The organism is Streptomyces sp. NPDC088794 (assembly GCF_044750545.1).
GTDB lineage: Bacteria > Actinomycetota > Actinomycetes > Streptomycetales > Streptomycetaceae > Streptomyces.
The window spans coordinates 994,213-1,012,513 of sequence record NZ_JBIVKB010000001.1 but is presented as its reverse complement, the minus strand read 5'-3'; the positions used below and the strand labels follow the sequence as shown (position 1 = coordinate 1,012,513).

The following is an 18,301-nucleotide window of genomic DNA, read 5'->3' as shown; positions in this document are numbered from 1 at the left end:
TGGGCCTCGCCGGTGATGTCGTACCCGTCGATCCGCGCCTGTCCGCCGTCCGCGGAGATCAGCGTCGACAGGATGTTGACCACGGTCGTCTTGCCCGCGCCGTTCGGCCCGAGCAGCGAGAAGATCGTGCCGGCCGGCACAGTGAGGTCGATGCCGTCGAGGACGGTCTTGTCGCCGTACGTCTTGCGCAGGCCGACGGTGGAGACAGCGACGGAGGTCGGGTGATCGTCGTTGCGGTTGGATGTGGACATGACAGGCGAAGGCATGAGGCCCTCCATTTGAAGGCTGAAGTGACCGGGGGAGTGATGAGAGTTGGGTCTGGTCCGGATGGCGGGCCGAACGGCGGTGCCGGTCAGCGGTGGCCCCTCAGGCCTTGGCGCGCAGGACGTCGATGTTGCCCCAGTTGGTCCGGGCGTGGATCTTGACGGTGTCCTCGGTCTGCTCGGGGGCATCGGAGGAGGCGAGTGTGTTGCGTACCTGCCCGTGGTTGGAGTTCACGTCGAGCCAGGCTGCGGTGTCCTCGCGGATGCCGACCTCGATGGCACCGTTGGAGGTCTCCAACTGCACAGTGCCGCGGGCGACTTCGGCGATACGGAGAGAGCCGTTGGTGGTGGTGCCGGTGACCGACGCTTCGGCGCGCGTGATGTCGATGGGGCCGTTGGCGCCGTTCACCCGCAGGTCGCCGGTCACGGCGCCGACGGTCATGGTGCCGTGCGAGTTCTTGAGGACGGCGGGGCCGTCGACGAGACCGATGCGGATGTTGCCTGTGCTGCTGGTGATCTCGGCCGGGCCCTCGACCCGGTTGACGGTGCTGGCGCCGTGCGACGCCTTCAACTGCAGCGAGCCGGTGGTGTCGAGGCGGACGTCGCCGGCCGAGGACTTCACCCGGACGTCGTCGAGCCGGCCCTCGCCGATCACGTTGACGGCGGCGCCGGTCACGTCGATGTTCGAGCCCGTGGGTACCTCCACCGTCACGTCGACGGTGCCGCCGCGCCCGAGCAGGTTGGCCTTGGGGGTCCTGACGGTCAGGATGCCGCCCGTGCAGGTGACCTCGGTCTGTTCTGCGGTCCGCACGTCCAGGTCCTTCTTCGGGTCGCGGGGCCGTACCTCGACGACGGTGTCGAGGCGGTCGCCCGCGGTGAAGCGGATGGAACCGGAGTAGACGTAGGCGGTGGTCGAGATCGGTTCGGGGGTTTCGAAAGTAGGCATGGCTGTCCCGTCTCTGTGGGTCAGTGAGCCGTCCCTGCAGGTGGGACGGGGTGCGAGTGAATTGGTGCGGGTGCGGGTGCGAAGCGGACTGCGGCGCGGCTAGCGGACCCAGCCCGTGAAGCTCTGTCCTATGGTGTGGGTTCTCTCCGTCGGACGCGGGCGTGAGCCGCCGTCGGCCGCGGCCGACACGGCTCGCACCAGCCACGCGTTGACCGAAAGGCCCTCGCGGTTCGCAGCCTCCTCGGCGCGTGCCTTGAGGTTGGCCGGCAGGCGCAGGTTGATTCGGGCGGTGCCACCCTCATCGCCTTCAGCCGACGCCTGCGCCTTGAAGGGTTCGCTGGGAGTGGTCTGCTCCGTGGGAGCTCCTTCGTACGTGGGCGGTGGTGTCACCACGAAGTCGGGGTCGAGCCCACGCAGGCGTACGTCGACCGAGCCGGGGGCCAGGTCGCGGGTGATCTCGTCCATCGCGGCGGAGAGCACGTTGAGCATGGTCAGCCGGGTTGCCGACTCCAGGGGAGCGGTGAGCCTCTCGGCCAGCTCGCGGGCTTCGTCGCCACCGGCTTCGGCAGCCACCGCGAGCTCGCGGCGTAGGGAGTCGACATACGGGGTGAGGTCCATGGCGCCATAGTGGCACCGTTGTGATGCCAATGGCAACCCTGAATGGTGCCTATGTGGGGCAGATTCAAGTGCAAAGTGGTCTGAGCTGCGGAAATCTGACGGAAGTGCTACGCGTAACCACGGCTCGTTGCTCGCTCTGGTGCTCCTGATGGTGCAGGAGTGATGCCACTCTGCATCTCGTGGGGCCACTTGGTGTCATGCAGTGCCGTGTGATGCCAAGCAGTGCCAAGCGATGCCACTCGGAGTAAGGGCCATCTCCCTCGTCGCCCCCGTCCGCGCCGGAGCCCGCTTCGCACGCGGTCAACTCGTCGAACGCCCCGAACAACTCGCAGCACGACAAGCCCGCCAACCAAGGCCTCCTTGCCCGCAGGCCGTCGATCCGGCTTCAGGCGTAGCGCGCGAAGAGGGCGTGAAGATACTCCTCCAGTCGCCTGGTCAGCTGGGTGGGAGTCAGATCGGCACGGCCCATCTCGCGCCACGGGACGGCGACTTTCTCGGCGTCCGGAGCGAAGGCCAAGGCGTCCAGCAGACGCCAGTAGAGGTGGGCGGCGCGATCTTCGGCCAGCGTCCCTCCTGCCGCCACGTAGCGGTCGGCGAAGCGCATGCCCGCGGAAACCCCGTGCAGCAGAGCCAGGGCCGTCGAGCAGTGGGCCACGTCCAGATCGGCCGGCCCCCAGGAGGTCTCCACCCAGTCGACGACGCCGCTGATCTGCAGGCCGTCGCCGTCGTCCGTGAAGAGGACATTGCCGGGATGGAAGTCCCGGTGCAGGAGGCACGCTCGGTATTCCGGGGGTTCGCGGCGGATCACGTCCACGGCCCGTTGCCACAGCTCAGGTTGATCGGTGTCTTCGGGCGAGCTCACCCGCTCGGGAGAGGTCCACGCCTGATACGCGCGCGGCCGTGCCTCGGCGGTCACGGGCAGTCGGTGGATGTGCAACAACTGGTGGGCCAGCAGTTCGGCACGCCGGTCGGCCCCCTCATCGCTCACGCGCACAGTCCCGGGCAACAGAGACATCAGCAAGGACGGATGGTCGCAGTACTGCGCTGTCGCGTCCACGGCCACCAGTCTGGCCGCGGGCACATCCGTGCCGCCGAGCAGGCGCAGAACGGCTGCCTCGCGAGTCAGCAGGCCCTCCGCGTGGCGAACGTAGAATGGCTTGACGAAAGACCGCAGGACCAGCGACCGTCGACCGCCCCGTCCGCAGATGTTCAGACGGCGCATCTCCGACGTCCAACCGCCACGCAACCGCACGACATCCTCGATGCGTTCTGCCTCAGACAGCTCCTTCTCCACCCAGGCACGCGTCGCGCTCCAACCCTGGTCCTCAAGATGGGTACTGATGTACTCGGCCCCCTCGTCCGCGACCATGGAGGCAGGCTATCGATCTCTCTCATCGACGGACCCCCACCCACAACTGTTGACGATTACTCCCCGACCGAGATAGACGAGCGCATACGGGTCGCCGAGGAGACCGGCCTCCTCCTCACCCTCCGGTGGACGTGATCACGTCGGAATGGGACTGTCCAGCCGCCCTGTACCCACCAAGGGGTGCAGAAGCCGGTCCGGTCTGCGCACGCTTCCTCGCCCCTGGTACACCTTCCCTCTGTACCGGGAAGAGTGGTTCGAACTGAGCGAGTTGATGGGCGTCGCACTGACGCCTCCTCAGACGCGGCGTAGAGCGAGTGGCTTCACCGTGCCCAACACTGCGTAGACGCCGAGCTGGCGGGCGAGCGGTGCGGTCACGGGGAGCAGCGCCCGCGCCCGTACACGATTCACGGAACCGTCTGGGCAACGTAGCCGCGGTGGCCAAGGCGATTGCTGCGGGCCTGGCCGAGACTCGGCGTCGAGGACTCCGCACGGAGGCGGCGGCGTGCAGTCGTCAGCGTGGGTTGGTGTAGCAGAGTAGGCCGAGCGACGCCGGTGCGAGGCATCAGTCTCGTGGCTTGGCCATGCGCCCACCCGGAGTGGCATCGCTGACAGAGCTCACTGACACTGAAGACACCGATGAGACAGTGCCCTGGCCCTCATCCTGCCCGACAAACTGCCAGGGCCCGCCGGACAAACCGGCGAGCCCTCGCAGACGATTTGGATCTAGACCTAGGCCACGCCCGAGCCGTACCCCGGGTGGGCAGTGTTACTGCCCCAGTACTCGTACACAGTCACGCTGACGGCCGTCTCCTCCAGGAAGAAGTTGCCGATCGCCGACTCGCACTCCCCGTTGTTGTTCGGATCGGACACGACGTAAGCGACAGCGCCGTCACCGTCATAGCCCTGCACCACGGCCTCGGTACCGCGGCCGTCGGTCGTGTTGTCGCAGACCGTGATCTTCTCGTAGCCCGGGTAGCCGTTCAGATCGGCGTCGAAGTACACGGCACCGCTCGAATTGCTCGTGTACACCCAGCCGCTGTTGGACGACGCCTGTGCCTGGGTGACGAGGCCGATCGTCGACATCACCACGATCCCGGCCACCATCGAGGCTCTTCGCAAAGTTCGCATGATTCCCTCCCGTTTCCACTTCGCCTCCATCGGAGGCACCGCCGATTCAGCTACTGAAGACCCTTCGTCCGTGCGATAGCCCCTAGCAAGGTGGTGGCAGGGGTTGTGGACTCTGCGGTAACCAACTGTGAACTCTCCGCCAACACTGACTGGCTGTTCTCTATCCGCTCGTGTTGTCAGGAAGGCTCGAACAAGGGCCTGGTCCGGGTGAGTTGGCCGGCATGGGTGCACGGAAGAAGGGCCTCTTGGTAGCTCGCGGATGTCGAGTCCAGCGAGAAGCAAGAGGCCCTGTTGTCGAAGTGTGGCGTGGTCGCGGTTGCCGGGTCCAGTTCGTCCACACTCGGGTGTGACTGTCTCGCTCACAGGTTCGGGAGCGCGGTCGATCGGCCGGAACGGCGGCCCCGGTACGACTCGGACATGAGCGATAGCGAGTGGGCGGTCCTGCGGGATCTGCTGCCGGTGCCGGTGCCGGTGCCGGTGCCGGGATGGCTGGCGGGCCGGGGTGGGCGGCCGGAGGGCTACTGCCACCGGCAGATGATCGACGCGGTGCGCTACCTCGTCGACAACGGCATCAAGTGGCGGGCGATGCCCGCGGCTTCCACGTCCAACCCCGCCGCTGGGTCATCGAACGCACCCTCGGCTGGCTCATGCACCACCGCCGTCTCGCCCGCGACTACGAAACCCACCCCCACCGCTCAGCCGCCATGATCCAACTGGCCGCCATCAACCTCATGACCTGCCGCCTCACCACGAGGCCACCCCCAACTGGCGCCACAACCAAACCAAATGAAACAGACAACGGAGAACCAAACGCTCACTAAGTCGGTCCCTGGTCCGGCCGTCTCGCGCCCAGGACGCATCGGCGCCCGGGGCGGGAGACGTTCATGCTGCGTGGTCCTGCTCCAGTTCCCGCTTGAGGTTGTGCAGGGTCTTGGCGATGTTTCGGGCCTGGTAGTCGGCGAACGTCTTGCCAGAGGTGGCGATTCGGTCGAAGGCGTTGGCCACGAAGGTGGGCCAGGCCCGCCGGTCGTCCGTCCAGGTCTCCGTCACCCGCGTGCCCTCGTCGGCCGGCTCGAAGCGGTACTCCCAGGTGGCGATCGGACCACGCAGACGCGGGCGGGTGCGCCCGATCGCGTGGACACGGAACGCGAAACGGCGGCCCGGATCGGCCGCCGTGACCGTGCAGCGCGTCACCCAGCGGAACCCGCCCCGTTTGTTGCGCCCGACGAAGGTGGTGCCCAGCGTGGCGTTCCCGTCCGGTCCCGATGTCGTGCCCAGGTTCTCCGGACTCCACCGACCCATGTCTCCGGGGCGGCTCACGGCCTGGTAGGCGGCATCGGGCGAGATGCCGATGACGATGCTGTCGCTCACGGTGAACACCCTGGTCACTGTGTCGCCTCCCGCCGAGAACACAAATTACTGCCGAGTAGCAATCATGGCATGCGACCGGGCGAAGCCGAAGAGGCGGCCTGGCGGAGGAACCTCAGGGGGACAGTGCGGACCACGCCTGCCAGGCGGCCTGGAGGTCGGTGTGCCAGTGCAGGCGTGCGTCGTCGGCCGTGCGGGAGTGCAGCAGGCTCGGAGCCAGCAGGTGGATGGTGTGCGGGCCGTCCGGCCACGGCGCCAACGGCAGGAACTCGTCCACGGACAGCTGCAGTTGCAGCTGGCGCAGGTCGAGTACGACCACCGTCGCCTCACCGCACCGGGCGGTCAGCTCCGCGTGCAGCACACCGCTCGTGACCGTGGTCAGCCGGCCTGCCGCGGCGCACCACACCTGCGTACCCGAGACCGCGAGGACGCGGACGCGGAAGAGTGCCGACATGTACTCCGTCCTCTCTCGACTGCGTACAGCACGGGGGCGACACCGCGGGCAGCACAGAGGGGCGGGGCAAGTGCCCCGCCCCTCGGCGTCTCCCCGTAACAGGAGTTCGGTGGTCCGTCAGCTGGTGGGCATCAGGACGGTGTCGATGATGTAGACGTTGGCGTTGGCGGTCTTGACGTTGCCGCAGACGACCTTGGCGGAGTCGTTGACGGTGTAGGACTCGCCGGAGCCGGCGGTGGTGAGCTTGGACTTCTCCAGCGTGTCGAAGGAGCCCTTCTCCAGGTCGGCGGGGGCGAGCTTCTGGCCGACGACGTGGTAGGTGAGGATCTTCGTCAGCTGCGCCTTGTCGGCCAGGACCTTGTCCAGCGTCGCCTTCGGGATCTTGGCGAAGGCGTCGTTGGTGGGCGCGAACACGGTGATGTTCTGGGCGTTGTTGAGGGTGTCGACCAGGCCGGCCTTCTTGACCGCGGTGACCAGGGTGGACAGGGCCGGGTTGTTGGAGGCGGCGGTGGCGACCGGGTCCTTGGCCATGCCGTCGAAGGAGCCCGCTCCGCTCTTCGGGACACCCGAACAGGCCGTACCGAAGGGCTGGTCGGACGTCGTCGCGCCGGCACCGGCCATGCTGTCGTCCGAGGAGGACGTGGGGGCCGACGCCTTGCTGGAGGTGTCGGACTTCGCGGAGTCGGAGTCGCTGCCGCTGTCGCCGCAGGCACTGAGGGCGAACGGGAGGACGGCCGCCGCGGCGAGGACGACGGCAGTACGGCGAATACGGGTGTCCATGACGGTTCTCCTGTTGCTCATGCGGCGAGTGCCGCATGCAGACGGGGATGAGAAAGATCGTTCGAGATCGGCTGGACCGGCTGGAGGCAGTCGAGAATTCCCCGGGAATTCCGGAGAGTTCGCACTTCCTTCTCGTCGTCGGTCACGTGGGGAATCCGGTCCCGAAGGCCTGCCGGATTGGCCGTTTGCTCGATCGGATGAATCTTTTTCTCGGACCAATCCGCGGCCGGACCTGCTACGGATATTGGGTCCCGGATTTTCCGGTTGCTCGAATTCTCAACCCGTCCGCTGTGCCGCCTGCAACGGATTACCCGTGAGAGTTGGAGGAGCTGATGCGCCATGGAGAGCTCTTACGTGAGCTTCGCTCCCGCCCCGGAGAACGGTCTGTGCTCCGTGCGGGGTGACGTGCGCGGACAACTGGTGCGATGGGGGCGCAGCGAACTGGCCGAGGACGCCGCGCTTGTTGTCAGCGAGTTGCTGGGCAACGCCTTCGGGCACTGCAGGGCGCCGGTGCGTCTGTCGCTCGCTCTGCACGGGCGGCCGGGTTGTCAGTCGCTGATGATCCAGGTCAGCGACATGAGCCCCGGCTTCGACATGAAGGCGATCCGGGCGAGGTGGATGCGTCCGTCCGCTGTTCTGAGCGGCGGCGGCCGTGGGCTTTTGCTGGTCGAGGCGCTCTCCCGCGCGTGGGGCGACCGGCATCACCGCCGGGGTCACACAGTCTGGGCCGACCTGCCACGAGGCGTCGTTTGAGCGGACGTGGCCGGGCCCAACCGCGGGGCCGTGTCCGCTCAGGCGGGGAAGCGGGTCAGGGCGAGCGGTGCGGATGTGGGCTGCGATCCACCCGGAGGTTCGACAGTGATGCCCGAGGCCGCGTCGACGGCACCTTGGAGGAGGACGGTCTGGTTGGTGCGGTCGGGGTCCATCAGGTCGGCCGGGCGCATGGAGCCGGCATCGTCTAACCAGAGTTGGTAGGTCTTCCCGGCCGGCGCCTGGGCCAATCCGGAGACTACGAACACTGCCTGGTCCCTGCCGCGGGAGACCACCACGGTGCCGGTGGCGCCCTCGGGCAACGTCATGGCCTGCGTCTGAGCGTCCGGTGCGGCAAGCACAGCGCTGATCTGTGCTGTTCCCTGTTCGGCCCGCTGCGCCTGGGCGAGCGCGTTCTCGACCCTTTGGTGCTGCTGCCATACTGCGGTTTCGCCGAGCGCGGCGGCTGCGGCGAGGCAGGCGGCCAGCGCCCATCGCGACAGCAGGTGTGCCCGCAGCACCCCACGACCGGAACGAGTCACGGGGACCTCGCTCGGCGCCATCCGGCGGACAGTCGTGATGTGGTGCAGCACTCGCCCGCGCAGCTCCTGGCCGGGTTCCACGGACATCGCCAGGCCCAACCGGGCTGCGGTGGCGGACAGTTCGGCGGCTTCCTGCGTGCACGCCTCGCAGGGCGGGTCAGGATCCAGTTCATGGCGGTCCGGCTGTCGGGCCGGTAGCGCGGTGCGCCACACCTTCATCAGGACCTCCTGGGCGCCCTCCTCCGACTGCGCGTGGTCGCGCAGGACGGGACGGGCGACCCCAAGCACCGACGCCGAACACGGCGCGCTGTCCGCGCCCCCCGGCTCGCGGCAACCGTGTCTTCGGCCTCCGCCGTACGGTGAGATCAGCTGGCCAGTGCCTGTCGAAGTGTGGGATAGCAGGCGATAACGGTGTCGATGCCGACGAGTTGTATTACGCGCAGGACCTGCGGCTGGGGCCCGGCGATGCGCAGCCAGCCCTGAGCGTCCTGGACGGCTCGGTGAGCGGCGATGAGGGCATTGACGCCACTTGAGTCCATGAAGGTCACGCGAGTGAAGTCGGCCACTGTGCGGGACGGCTCGGCGTCGGTCGGCGGACTCAGTACCTTCGTCATGTGGTCGCGGACCGTGTGGTCCAGTTCGCCACTCAGGGCGATGACGCGGATGTCGCCGACCATGGACTGGCTGACCATCAGATCGCCGAGCCGGGTTGGCAGTGCGTCCGTCACCGTGTCCTCGCCTGCGCTCGCTGATGCGCTCGGGCCCGAGCACGTACAAGAATCCTGCCCAGGAAGCAGGGAAAGGGAGACTTGTACGGCCAACCAATTCCAGCCTGAGGAGCGTGTGCCCATCCGCAACGGGTAGCCGAGTGAACAAGCGGAACGAAGGGGACAAAAAGTGGAGTCTGTTGACGCAGATGATGGACAGACGCCGCGCGCACGCTCCCTGTGGACCACTGTGCCGCTGAGTGGCGAAGGCGCCTGCATTGCCCAGGCGCGCGAACTCGCGGCCGATTTCCTCACCAGCGCCCGCGCGGATCACGGTGTGCCCGTCTCCGCCCGCGCCCTGGCCCTCACGCGACTCGTGGTCAGCGAACTGGTCACCAACGCCCACAAATACGCCCCCGGGCCCGCGCGGATGGATCTGCGCATCACGGATACCCAGGTGGAAGTGACCGTACGGGACAGCGCCCGTGTTCGACCGGGCGGCCGCTCCCTCGACCCGCACCGGGTCGGCCAGCACGGCTTGGAGATCGTCGTGGCCGTCGCCGAGCGATTTCACGTGGACCTTGAGCCGTCCGGTAAACGCGTAACCGCCTGGATCTCCCTGCTCGAGTCTCCGGCTGTCGGCCCCGATCACTCGGCCTCGGCGCGCCGCACCTGATGATGCGCGCCTCTCCCCGGCACCCGTCCTTCAGTGGCCATGGAGTTCAACGGTCCCGCCGGTTCGCGGATGAATCCGGTGTCGACGCCGTTCGTCGCTGTGGATGTCAGCCCGAGCACGGTGTGCTTGAGGTCGACCGCCTCACGCCGTAGTCATCTGTCGGCGGCCCAGCCCGCACGCCTCGTCGGCCTCCGGGCGTGGAACGGACGGTGCACACGACCGGTGTGGAAGCAGGCGTCGTAGGCCAGGCGGCCATGTACGGAACTGCCAGAAGGATGGCGTTTGGCCTGCGAAGTACCCGTTTTCATTCCAGAGATCTGGTCGCGGAGAGTGACGGATGCTGGCTGGAGTTCACCCCGTCCGGCACGAACCTGCGCGACGCATAGGCGCCAGACACCCCCACTCGCGCGGAGACGACGAACTGCGCGATGCGTTCCGGGCGTCGCCGTGTGTCTGATCCTCCATCACTGTGTCCAACGTTTCGAACATTATTGAAATCTTTGCCGGTCGTGGACCGGTCACGCGAGTATCTCAAGGCGATACCAGAGTGACGTGTTCATGCCGGGACGGGTGGCCGACCGGGATATGGCAAAGGAGGCAATGGTGGCCGTATTCCGGCGAACTCCCGACGCGAGAAACCGTTTTGTCGTGGTCGGTGTCGCGTGCGTGACCTTGGTCTTGACAGGGGGCATTCTTATGTTTGCTGTTTCCCCGTCGACCTCCTCTACTGCTGCGGCTGGAAGAGAGCCGCGTGAGCCGTCACGGCAGGAGTTGAGTCTTCTGCACGAAGCCGGCCAGATTTTGCTGCGTGACTGCATGCAGCGGAAGGGCTTCGAATACCAGCCGGTCAAAGAGAACCCGGTTCCAGAGGCTCGGGACTTTCCTTACGTGCTCGACGACTTGGCGTGGGCCAAAGAACACGGTTACGGCACGGATATACAGCAAGATCTGTCCGAGCTGAGGAAAACAGATGCCAATCAGCGGTACTTTCGTGGGCTCCCGGCCAAACGGCAGGCAGCGGCTCTGACCGCAGCCAACGGTTCTCGCCCCCTGACGGTGACGGCCAAGACCCCCGACGGCATGCAGTACCAACGCAGCCCCAAGGGCTGCCAGTCGGAGGCCGATGCGACGCTCTACGGCGATCTGGAGAAATGGTTCCAGGCGAAAGTCACCGCCGACGCGGTCACGGAGATCCGGCATGCCAGGGTCACCGAGGATCCGCGGTTCGCCGAGGCGGTCAAGCCCTGGTCCGCGTGCATGCGGGCAGCCGGCCATCCGTACACGAGTCCGGCCGACCTGCGAACGGCGACCGGCTCGCGCAGGCCTCCCCTTCCCAGGAGCGAGGAAATCGCACTTGCCGTCACCGAGGCGCGGTGCGCCCGCACGTCAGGGTTGGCCAAGACTGCACAGGATTTGGACCGGCACTACGCCCGCAGCCTTGCCCGGCAATACAGGGACGTGCGTACCTACCGGGAAATGCAACTGAACGCACTCTCCCGTGCCCGCCAGCTCACACGGAAAGCCGGCACATCCTCCTGAACCCGAAATCCGCAACGAGAGGAAAGAACATGGGCAAAGTGCGCACAACGCTGATCGGCGCGGCTCTCGCCGTTGTGACGGTGGCAGCCACTCCGCTCGCCGCTCAGGCATCGGAACCCGTTCCCGTGCCTGCGAAGAGCCAGCTCGCCGACGGTTATCTCCACGTCTACTACAACACCGGCTATTCGGGATGGTGCGACGACTGGTCGGGAGAAGCCCCGGACTGGGGCAGCTGCCGCAACCAAGTGAGCTCGCTCTGGAACAACGGTTACCCCGGCAGCCTGGACGACATCTGGGTGTACTGGGGCCTGAACTACACAGGTGCACGCCGGGGCGTCTACAACGGCGTAGGACTCAGTGACCTACGCCAGTGGACCTTCGACGCGAACACGGGTCCCGGTTCAGGGGAGTGGCTCAACGACAACATCTCCTCGCATCGATGGACGAACCTGCCCTGAGGCATCCAGAGTTCGACGAGATCGTCGCGCGGGAGGACTGAGCGCCGCCTAGTTCGCTTCGGCAAGGTCCGAACAGCAGGCGGTGAACTGCCTGCGCGTGTGGAGAGTTGTTCTTTGAGGCTGAGCAGGTTGGCGGGGCTGCAGTGCGGGCCCCCGCAGCCCCGCATCGTCCTGGTCACTCAGTCCTCGAAGAGTTGATGAGCTCGGACGACTGTGGAGTCCACCGGCACCGTCCAGTCGATGGCGTCGCCGGCGTCCGCCGCCGCCAGGACGGCGGCGAGAATCATCTCGCAGTGCCGTCGACGGCCCATCTGATCAGCCTCTCGGCGTGCGCGTCCCCACGGCCACCGCGGATCCCGCCCACCTGCGAAGCGGCTGCGCCTCTGCCCCGGCAACCCTCCAGCTGTGCCTCCCAGTTGTCCGCTTTCGGCGCCGCGGTCCTCGACGGCGGTCCGATCCTCACCTCGGCCCGGACACCGTCGTGACCATGGGGATCATCGACGACATCTACCGTGCGGCCGGACTGCCACCGCGCGGTGAGTCCGGCCTGTGACCGCGCTCTTCCCTCGGACGAACCGCACAGCTTGCTCGCGGTGTCTTCCTGACAGATGTCAGGAAGACACCGCGAGACAGCCCGCATACGTTCTCCCAAGTTCCTTGTTGTTCATGGCTCGTCAGGAGGGGAAAGGCATGTCCACATTGAAGCGCTACGCGTCTCTCGCGGCTGCGGCCGTGGCTGTGTTGTCCATGGGCTTGGCGGGACCGGCATCCGCGCAGCCGACCCACACCCAGGGAGCCTTCGCCGAACAGGCCCGCACCGCCGGCCTCGGCCGAGGCGATGCCGAAGCTCTCCAGACGAAGGTGGACCGCTACCTCGCTCGTCACGACGGGCGGCAGGTCGCGGCGAACGAGATCGCCCTGGCCGACGGTGCCGTCCTGACAGTCACCGTTCCCGGCGAGAAGTACGTGCGTGAGTTGAACACGTCGGCCAAGAACCGTGCCGCGGCGCAGTGGGACTGCGACCAGGACTACTTCTGCATGTACCGCCAGGAGTTGGGCATGGGCGACCGACTTTCCCTCTACTTCTGCCAGGACTACGCCCTACAGGACTGGACCGGCCGAGGCTCGTACTACAACCTCCAGACCCGTGGCACCCAGGCCCTGATGAAGAACCAGAACCGTGCGGTCATCGAACCCACGCCTGCCGCTCCCTTCAGCAACGCGAGCTACGACTGGACCCCCGTCTGGTACGTCCGGCCCTGCTGACATCACCCAGTGGCCTTCACGTCGACGGTCGCCGTACCGGCCGCCGGATGGGTGCGTTCTTCCAGGACGGGCGCCGACCGGGTGTCATTCATCAGGTAGCAGCGGAAGTACGCAGCCACGTACAGGGCACCGGTCTGCCAGAGCTTTCATAACGGCAACCACGTGTGGCCAGTGGGACCTGGGGCCCAGGATGGAGCCAGCCGTCAACGACTCGTACCGGCAAAGCAGGTCTCCGCTGTTCCACTCGAGGTAACGGTTGCCTCCTTCCAGTTCCTGTGGGGGTGGACCCACCGCAGCAACCAACTCCGGGGACCATTCAGCCGGAGCAGTTGCTGGATCCAGTCCCGCGATCTCAGCCCAGGTAGCCCCAGCCAGGTGGCCGTCTGCCACCCAAGGCTGAAGGCGCTCGCGTAGCCCACTCGACAGGTCGTCGGACCCAGCTGGTGTCGAAGAAGAACGACCTGAAGAGCGGCGCCCGCATCAGGGCGCGAGGGCGCGCAACAGCATCGGCAGTGAGTGGTGCAACTCCCGTTCTCCGTAGGCCGGATGGTGGGTACCGGTGTGGAAATGCCTGGTCACCGGAGCGCCGATCTCGCGCAGCCGGGTGTCCAGGGACCGGGTCAGCTCGTGGATGACGGCTTCCGCCGGGTCGTACGCGCTGTCCGGCGGATCGAGCGGTCCCGGGGTGCCGTCCCCGGTCGAGAGGTAGACCGACGTGTGCCGCAGGCGTTCGGCCAGGTGGTGCGGGTCGTGCGCCTGCCAGACGGCACGCTGGGTGAACCGGTCTCCCCACAGGGCGTCCAGGTCGCCGCCGTACGCCTCCTCCATCTGCGGCCACACCTCGCGCATCCGCGGGTGGAGGAGATGGACGGGGCCGCTGTAGCTCGCGGCCGCGCGGAACATGCCGGGGCGCCGGGCCGCGTAGGACACGGCGCCGAAGCCGCCCATCGACAGCCCGGCCGCCGCTCGGCGGCTCCCGGCTCCGTAGCCGCCTTCCAACAGCGGGCGCAGTTCGTCCAGATGGAAGGTCTCCCAGGCCGGCGGGCCACCGGCGCCGTGGTTCCACCAGTTGCTGTAGAAGCCGATCCGGCCTCCCTCGGGCATCACCACCAGGACATTCCGGAGCTGAGGCAGCTCCTCGACGTCGGACTCGCGGGTCCAGGTCTTGTATGTCGCCGGTTCGAAGCCGCCGTGCAGGAGGTACAGGACGGGCCACCGGTCGCCGGGCCGTCGCTCCCGCCAGCCGTCCGGGGTCAGCAGCCGGACCTTCGCGGCGCGGCCCAGGGCCGGTGATTCGACCGTGAGGTCGACGAGACGTCCACTCACCCGTTCCTCGGCGGTGACCCGGACACCGTGCGGCGCGGGCGGAACGGTGTCGGCCTCCGCGCGGGAGACACCGGCCGGCAGCAGGAGGCCGACGACGGCCAGGGCGAGAAGCAGCCGTAAGCGGCCAGCACTCCACGGCATGGTCAATCCCCTTTCATGAGAGGGCTGTTGTGTCATGCGTCCCGCCTGTTCAACGTCACGGAGGCGAGCACGAGCAGGGCCGCCGTGCAGCCGGCGACCAGCAGCAGGGACGGCCAGGCGCCGAGGCTGCCGGCGGTCTGAGCGGTCGCGTCCGAGGTCTGTGTGAGCTTCTGCAGGGCGGCCGTCGGGGAGGCGCCGGCGACCCAGCGCCGGGCGTCACCGAAGAGTGGCCCGAGGAGGGAGGGCAGGAGCAGCACGCCGATCACGGTGGCGACCGCGCCCGCGGAGTGCCGTAGGAGGGTGCCGACCGCCAGGCCGAGCAGCGCGGCCACGGCGAAGGACGCGGCGATCCCGAACAGGGCGGGCCACGGCTCCCCTTGGGCGTACCGGCCGTCCGCGAGCATCGCGTCGCCGGCGAGGTGGGCGAGCGTGCAGGAGGGCAGGGCGAGGCCGTACGTCCCTCCCGCGGCCAGGGTCGCCTTCGCGGCCAGCACGGTGGTGCGGCGCGGGGTGGCGGCGAAGGTGGTGCGCAGACCGCCGGTGCCGTACTCGCCGGTGATCAGCAGGGCGCCCAGCACGGCGGCCAGGACCTGGGCCGCGACGGTGAGGCTGAGGCTGCCGCCGAGCACCGTGTCGTCGGGTCGCAGACTGCCGGTCGCCGCGACGAACGCCGCGCCCGCCACCGGTACGACGGCGACCGCGCACGCCGTCCACACCAGGGAACGCACGCCGCGGAACTTGATCCACTCGTGGGCGAGGGCCTGCGGGAACCCGGCCCGCACATCCATGAAGGCGGTCGTCATCGCACGGCCTCCTGAGGTGTGCGGTATTCGGCGGACTCGTGGGAGAGGGCTGTGTAGACCTCTTCCAACGAGGAGCGGGCGGAGGCGAGTTCATGGACGGCGAGGCCGTGGTCGCGGGCGAGGTCGCCGATGGCGGCGGCGTCGAGACCGTCCACCCGCCAGCCGCCCCGCGCGTCCAGTCGTACGGCCGCGCCCCTGGCCTCCATCAGCTCCCGCAGTCTCTCCGGCTCCGGGGAGCGGACGAGCGTATGGGCGCGGGAGTTGGTCTCGATGAAGTCGCGCACGCTGGTGTCGGCCAGCAGTCTGCCCCGGCCGATCACGATCACATGGTCGGCGGTCAGCTCCAGTTCGCTCATCAGATGGCTGGAGAGGAAGACCGTACGGCCTTGTGCGGCAAGGGACTTCAGGAGCGTGCGGATCCAGCGGACGCCCTCGGTGTCCAGGCCGTTGACCGGCTCGTCGAGGATCAGCACCTCGGGGTCACCGAGCAGGGCGGCGGCGATGCCGAGCCGCTGGCTCATGCCGAGCGAGAAACCCTTCACCCGTCGGCCCGCCGCCTCGGTCAGGCCGGTCAGGTCGAGGACGTCGGCGACCCGGTGGCGCGGGAGGCGGTTGCTCGCGGCCAGGCCGGTCAGGTACGAGCGGGCGGTACGGCCGCCGTGCACGCCCCTGGCATCCAGCAATGCGCCGACCGTGCGCAGGGGCGCGGGCAGTTCGGCGTACCGGTGGCCCGCCACCGTTACCGTGCCCGAAGTGGGGGTGTCCAGGCCGAGAGCCAGGCGCATGGTGGTCGATTTGCCGGCGCCGTTGGGTCCGAGGAAGCCGGTGACCCGGCCGGGCCGGACGCTGAAGGTCAGCCGGTCGACGGCGGTCCGGCTGCCGTAGCGTTTCGTGAGGTCACGTGCTTCGATCATGCCGACGACGGTAGGAAGCGGGGCCGATTCGGGCATCCGCCGAGGGGAGTCGGCGGCTACTCCCGCGGGAGTAGCGTCATCGCTCGCCCGCCCTGACCAGCCCGGTCTCGTACGCGAGCACCACCAGCTGCGCCCGGTCCCGCGCTCCCAGCTTGGTCATCGCCCGGCTCACGTGCGTCTTCGCGGTCAGCGGGCTCATGACCAGTTCGCGGCCGATCTCCTCGTTGCTCAGCCCGGCCGCGACCAGCGCCATGACCTCCCGCTCCCGCTCGGTGAGCACGGCAAGACGCTCGGCACCCGTCGCCTCGGGGGCCTTCAGCCGGGCGAACTCCTCCACGACCGCGCGGGTGACGGCCGGGGCGAGGAGACTCTGTCCGGCCGCCACCGTACGGATCGCCTCCCGCAGTTCGTCCGGCTCGATGTCCTTCAGCAGAAAGCCCGCCGCACCGTGCCGCAGTGCCTCGAAGACGTACGCGTCGACCTGGTACGTGGTGAGCACGATCACACGTACGCCGTCCAGCGCGGCGTTGGCGGCGATGCGCCGGGTGGCCTCGATGCCGTCGACGCCGGGCATGCGGATGTCCATCAGGACGACGTCGGGCCGGGTCATCCGCACCACCTCGACGGCCTGCGCTCCGTCGGCCGCCTCCGCGACCACGACCAGGTCGTCGGTCAGGTCCAACAGGGCGCGAAAGCCCGCCCGTACGACGGTCTGGTCGTCCGCGAGCACTACGCGCACGGTCACGGTCGCTCCACTCCACGGTCCTCGCAGGCCGGGAGTTCGGCCCGGACCCGGAAGCCCCCGGCGGGCAGCGGCCCGTAGTCGATCGTGCCCCCGGCCGCCGTGGCCCGCTCCCGCATCCCGACCAGCCCGAAGCCACCGGCCGCGGGCGCCCCGGACAGCGGTCCGTCGTCGACGACCTCCACCGCCAGCAGGCCGTCCCTCCGGACGACGGAGACCGCCGCGTGCCGGGCGCCGGAGTGCTTGACGATGTTGGTGAGCCCCTCCTGCACGATCCGGTACGCGGTCAGCCCGACCACCGGTGACAGCCCCTCGGGGGTCCCCTCCTGCCGGAGCGTGATCTCGACGCCGCCGCCCGCGAACCGCCCGACCAGGGAGGGGAGTTGACCGATCCCCGGTGCCGACTCGACCGGCCCGTCCGCCGGCTCCCGCAGCACGGTGACCGTGGCCCGCAGTTCCCGTACCGCTTCCTTGCCCGCCTCCCGCACGTGCCGCATCGCTCGTCGCGCGACCTCCGGCCGCACGTCGAACGCGTCCAGGGCCACACCCGCCTGCACGGTCATCGCCGTCACCGTGTGCGCGACGACGTCGTGCACCTCGCGGGCCATCCGCACCCGCTCCTCGCCGATCCGGCGCATCGCCTCCCGCTCCCGGTCCACCTCGGCGCGCGCGGCCCGGGCGGCGTACTCGGCGAGCAACTGCCGCCGTGTGCGCACCACTTCGCCCAGCAGCAGAGGCACCAGCGGCCACAGCATCTCCAGCACCGGCAAGCCCTGCGGGTTCACCACGTCCTTGCCGACCCGCAGGGCGACCACACCCGACGTGAGGGAGGCGACGAGCCCGGTCCACGGGGTCCGCCGCCGGTCGCCCTGGACCGCGACCGTGTACAGCGCGACGATCACCGGCAGGTTCAGCAACTCCCCGATGTGCCCGTACAGCGCCCAGCCCGCACACGCCGCCCCCGTCACCACCGCGACCGGCACCGGCCGGCGCCGCCGCCACACCAGCGCCACCAGCGAGATGGCCAGCAGCAGCCAGGTGAACCAGTCCGCCTGCCGGTACGGCGGCTCGTTCACCGCCGCGTCCGACCCGGTGAACATCCCGACCACCGCCACCACCAGCAGATCCACGGCACCCGGCGGCAACGCCCGCAGCCGGGCGGACACACGGTCGAAGGTCGTCACCTCCCCACCGTAGGAGCGGGAATGCCCGCGCGCATACGCCGACGGGAGTACCGGCCGGCTACGTGCTCAGCGGTATGCGAATGCGCGCTGCATCGGCCGCTGGGTGCTGGTGTGGTAAGCCGGGGACGCCGAGGCGGGCGGCCAGGACCCAGACCTCATCCCGCGTTCAGTCCCTCACGAGCGCCCCGGCTCTCTCCGTATGTGAGACCGACCTCTCCGTCGCGCTCGTGCGCGTAATCGTGCACGAGCGCGCATCCTGGACACCGTAGAGGATCTCTGGAGGACGGGCCTTCGGGCGTGGACCTCCCGGTGGGAAAGGATCTTTCG

Annotated in this window: 21 protein-coding genes and 2 pseudogenes; 7 read left to right on the top strand and 16 right to left on the bottom strand. The window is 68.4% G+C overall.

What is annotated here, in order from left to right:
* The 5 genes from ACIP6U_RS04575 to ACIP6U_RS04555 all read right to left on the bottom strand — a co-directional run.
* The coding region (locus tag ACIP6U_RS04575) for an ATP-binding cassette domain-containing protein (protein ID WP_401712828.1) at positions 1-266 on the bottom strand (266 nt) is incomplete at its 3' end.
* Between the two features lie 100 nt (positions 267-366).
* Complete coding sequence (locus ACIP6U_RS04570; RefSeq protein ID WP_401712825.1) at positions 367-1,209, bottom strand: DUF4097 family beta strand repeat-containing protein; 843 nt, start codon at positions 1,207-1,209, stop codon at positions 367-369.
* Between the two features lie 99 nt (positions 1,210-1,308).
* Complete coding sequence (locus tag ACIP6U_RS04565; RefSeq protein ID WP_401712822.1) at positions 1,309-1,827, bottom strand: toxin-antitoxin system HicB family antitoxin; 519 nt, start codon at positions 1,825-1,827, stop codon at positions 1,309-1,311.
* A 385-nt stretch (positions 1,828-2,212) separates the two neighbouring features.
* Entirely contained in the window at positions 2,213-3,196 is a 984-nt protein-coding gene (locus tag ACIP6U_RS04560; RefSeq protein ID WP_401712819.1) for a phosphotransferase family protein, read from the bottom strand.
* 729 nt (positions 3,197-3,925) lie between these two features.
* Entirely contained in the window at positions 3,926-4,324 is a 399-nt protein-coding gene (locus tag ACIP6U_RS04555) for a hypothetical protein (RefSeq protein ID WP_401712816.1), read from the bottom strand.
* A gap of 417 nt (positions 4,325-4,741) precedes the next feature.
* Between ACIP6U_RS04555 and ACIP6U_RS04550 the strand changes: the two are divergent.
* Both ACIP6U_RS04550 and ACIP6U_RS04545 read left to right on the top strand, forming a co-directional pair.
* Positions 4,742-4,864, top strand: a pseudogene (locus tag ACIP6U_RS04550) (hypothetical protein); the annotation flags it as partial.
* A gap of 50 nt (positions 4,865-4,914) precedes the next feature.
* A pseudogene (locus ACIP6U_RS04545) lies at positions 4,915-5,114 on the top strand (IS5/IS1182 family transposase); the annotation flags it as partial.
* Positions 5,115-5,206: 92 nt separating this feature from the next.
* Here ACIP6U_RS04545 and ACIP6U_RS04540 read toward each other — a convergent pair.
* The 3 genes from ACIP6U_RS04540 to ACIP6U_RS04530 all read right to left on the bottom strand — a co-directional run bounded on the left by ACIP6U_RS04540 (position 5,207) and on the right by ACIP6U_RS04530 (position 6,926).
* Positions 5,207-5,713: an SRPBCC family protein gene (locus ACIP6U_RS04540; protein ID WP_401712814.1), complete on the bottom strand. Its 507-nt coding sequence runs from the start codon at positions 5,711-5,713 to the stop codon at positions 5,207-5,209.
* Between the two features lie 94 nt (positions 5,714-5,807).
* Positions 5,808-6,146, bottom strand: coding sequence for a hypothetical protein (locus tag ACIP6U_RS04535; RefSeq protein WP_401712811.1), 339 nt, complete (start codon positions 6,144-6,146; stop codon positions 5,808-5,810).
* Between the two features lie 117 nt (positions 6,147-6,263).
* A complete protein-coding gene (locus ACIP6U_RS04530) occupies positions 6,264-6,926 on the bottom strand; it encodes a fasciclin domain-containing protein (RefSeq protein ID WP_401712808.1) in 663 nt (220 codons plus the stop codon).
* Positions 6,927-7,280: 354 nt separating this feature from the next.
* Between ACIP6U_RS04530 and ACIP6U_RS04525 the strand changes: the two genes are divergently transcribed.
* Positions 7,281-7,679 carry an ATP-binding protein gene (locus tag ACIP6U_RS04525; RefSeq protein ID WP_401712805.1) on the top strand — a complete coding sequence of 133 codons (399 nt, stop codon included), beginning with the start codon at positions 7,281-7,283 and terminating at the stop codon, positions 7,677-7,679.
* A 38-nt stretch (positions 7,680-7,717) separates the two neighbouring features.
* On the opposite strand, the gene ACIP6U_RS04520 is transcribed toward ACIP6U_RS04525, so the two are convergent.
* Positions 7,718-8,506, bottom strand: a complete 789-nt coding sequence (locus tag ACIP6U_RS04520; RefSeq protein WP_401712802.1) for an anti-sigma factor domain-containing protein — start codon at positions 8,504-8,506, stop codon at positions 7,718-7,720.
* Positions 8,507-8,583: 77 nt separating this feature from the next.
* On the bottom strand, positions 8,584-8,946 hold the full coding sequence (locus ACIP6U_RS04515) for an STAS domain-containing protein (RefSeq protein WP_401712798.1): 363 nt from the start codon (positions 8,944-8,946) through the stop codon (positions 8,584-8,586).
* 169 nt (positions 8,947-9,115) lie between these two features.
* Here ACIP6U_RS04515 and ACIP6U_RS04510 point away from each other — a divergent pair, with 169 nt between their 5' ends.
* The 3 genes from ACIP6U_RS04510 to ACIP6U_RS04500 all read left to right on the top strand — a co-directional run bounded on the left by ACIP6U_RS04510 (position 9,116) and on the right by ACIP6U_RS04500 (position 11,598).
* Positions 9,116-9,601 carry an ATP-binding protein gene (locus ACIP6U_RS04510; RefSeq protein WP_401712795.1) on the top strand — a complete coding sequence of 162 codons (486 nt, stop codon included), beginning with the start codon at positions 9,116-9,118 and terminating at the stop codon, positions 9,599-9,601.
* Between the two features lie 552 nt (positions 9,602-10,153).
* On the top strand, positions 10,154-11,140 hold the full coding sequence (locus ACIP6U_RS04505) for a hypothetical protein (protein WP_401712792.1): 987 nt from the start codon (positions 10,154-10,156) through the stop codon (positions 11,138-11,140).
* 29 nt (positions 11,141-11,169) lie between these two features.
* Positions 11,170-11,598, top strand: a complete 429-nt coding sequence (locus tag ACIP6U_RS04500; protein WP_401712789.1) for a hypothetical protein — start codon at positions 11,170-11,172, stop codon at positions 11,596-11,598.
* Positions 11,599-11,777: 179 nt separating this feature from the next.
* Here the strand turns inward: ACIP6U_RS04500 and ACIP6U_RS04495 are convergent, their stop codons facing one another.
* Positions 11,778-11,909, bottom strand: a complete 132-nt coding sequence (locus ACIP6U_RS04495) for a hypothetical protein (protein WP_401712787.1) — start codon at positions 11,907-11,909, stop codon at positions 11,778-11,780.
* A 379-nt stretch (positions 11,910-12,288) separates the two neighbouring features.
* Between ACIP6U_RS04495 and ACIP6U_RS04490 the strand changes: the two genes are divergently transcribed.
* Complete coding sequence (locus ACIP6U_RS04490; protein ID WP_401712784.1) at positions 12,289-12,864, top strand: hypothetical protein; 576 nt, start codon at positions 12,289-12,291, stop codon at positions 12,862-12,864.
* 480 nt (positions 12,865-13,344) lie between these two features.
* Here ACIP6U_RS04490 and ACIP6U_RS04485 read toward each other — a convergent pair whose 3' ends face one another.
* The 5 genes from ACIP6U_RS04485 to ACIP6U_RS04465 form a co-directional block, all read right to left on the bottom strand.
* Positions 13,345-14,331, bottom strand: a complete 987-nt coding sequence (locus tag ACIP6U_RS04485; protein WP_401712782.1) for an alpha/beta hydrolase — start codon at positions 14,329-14,331, stop codon at positions 13,345-13,347.
* Positions 14,332-14,363: 32 nt separating this feature from the next.
* Positions 14,364-15,134, bottom strand: coding sequence for an ABC transporter permease (locus ACIP6U_RS04480; RefSeq protein ID WP_401712779.1), 771 nt, complete (start codon positions 15,132-15,134; stop codon positions 14,364-14,366).
* Entirely contained in the window at positions 15,131-16,048 is a 918-nt protein-coding gene (locus ACIP6U_RS04475; RefSeq protein WP_401712777.1) for an ABC transporter ATP-binding protein, read from the bottom strand. The genes ACIP6U_RS04480 and ACIP6U_RS04475 overlap by 4 nt, the downstream gene beginning before the upstream one ends.
* Positions 16,049-16,124: 76 nt before the next feature.
* Entirely contained in the window at positions 16,125-16,793 is a 669-nt protein-coding gene (locus ACIP6U_RS04470; RefSeq protein WP_401712774.1) for a response regulator, read from the bottom strand.
* A complete protein-coding gene (locus tag ACIP6U_RS04465; RefSeq protein ID WP_401712771.1) occupies positions 16,790-17,974 on the bottom strand; it encodes a sensor histidine kinase in 1,185 nt (394 codons plus the stop codon). Before ACIP6U_RS04465 ends, ACIP6U_RS04470 begins: the two co-directional genes overlap by 4 nt.
* Between the last annotated feature and the right edge of the window lie 327 nt (positions 17,975-18,301).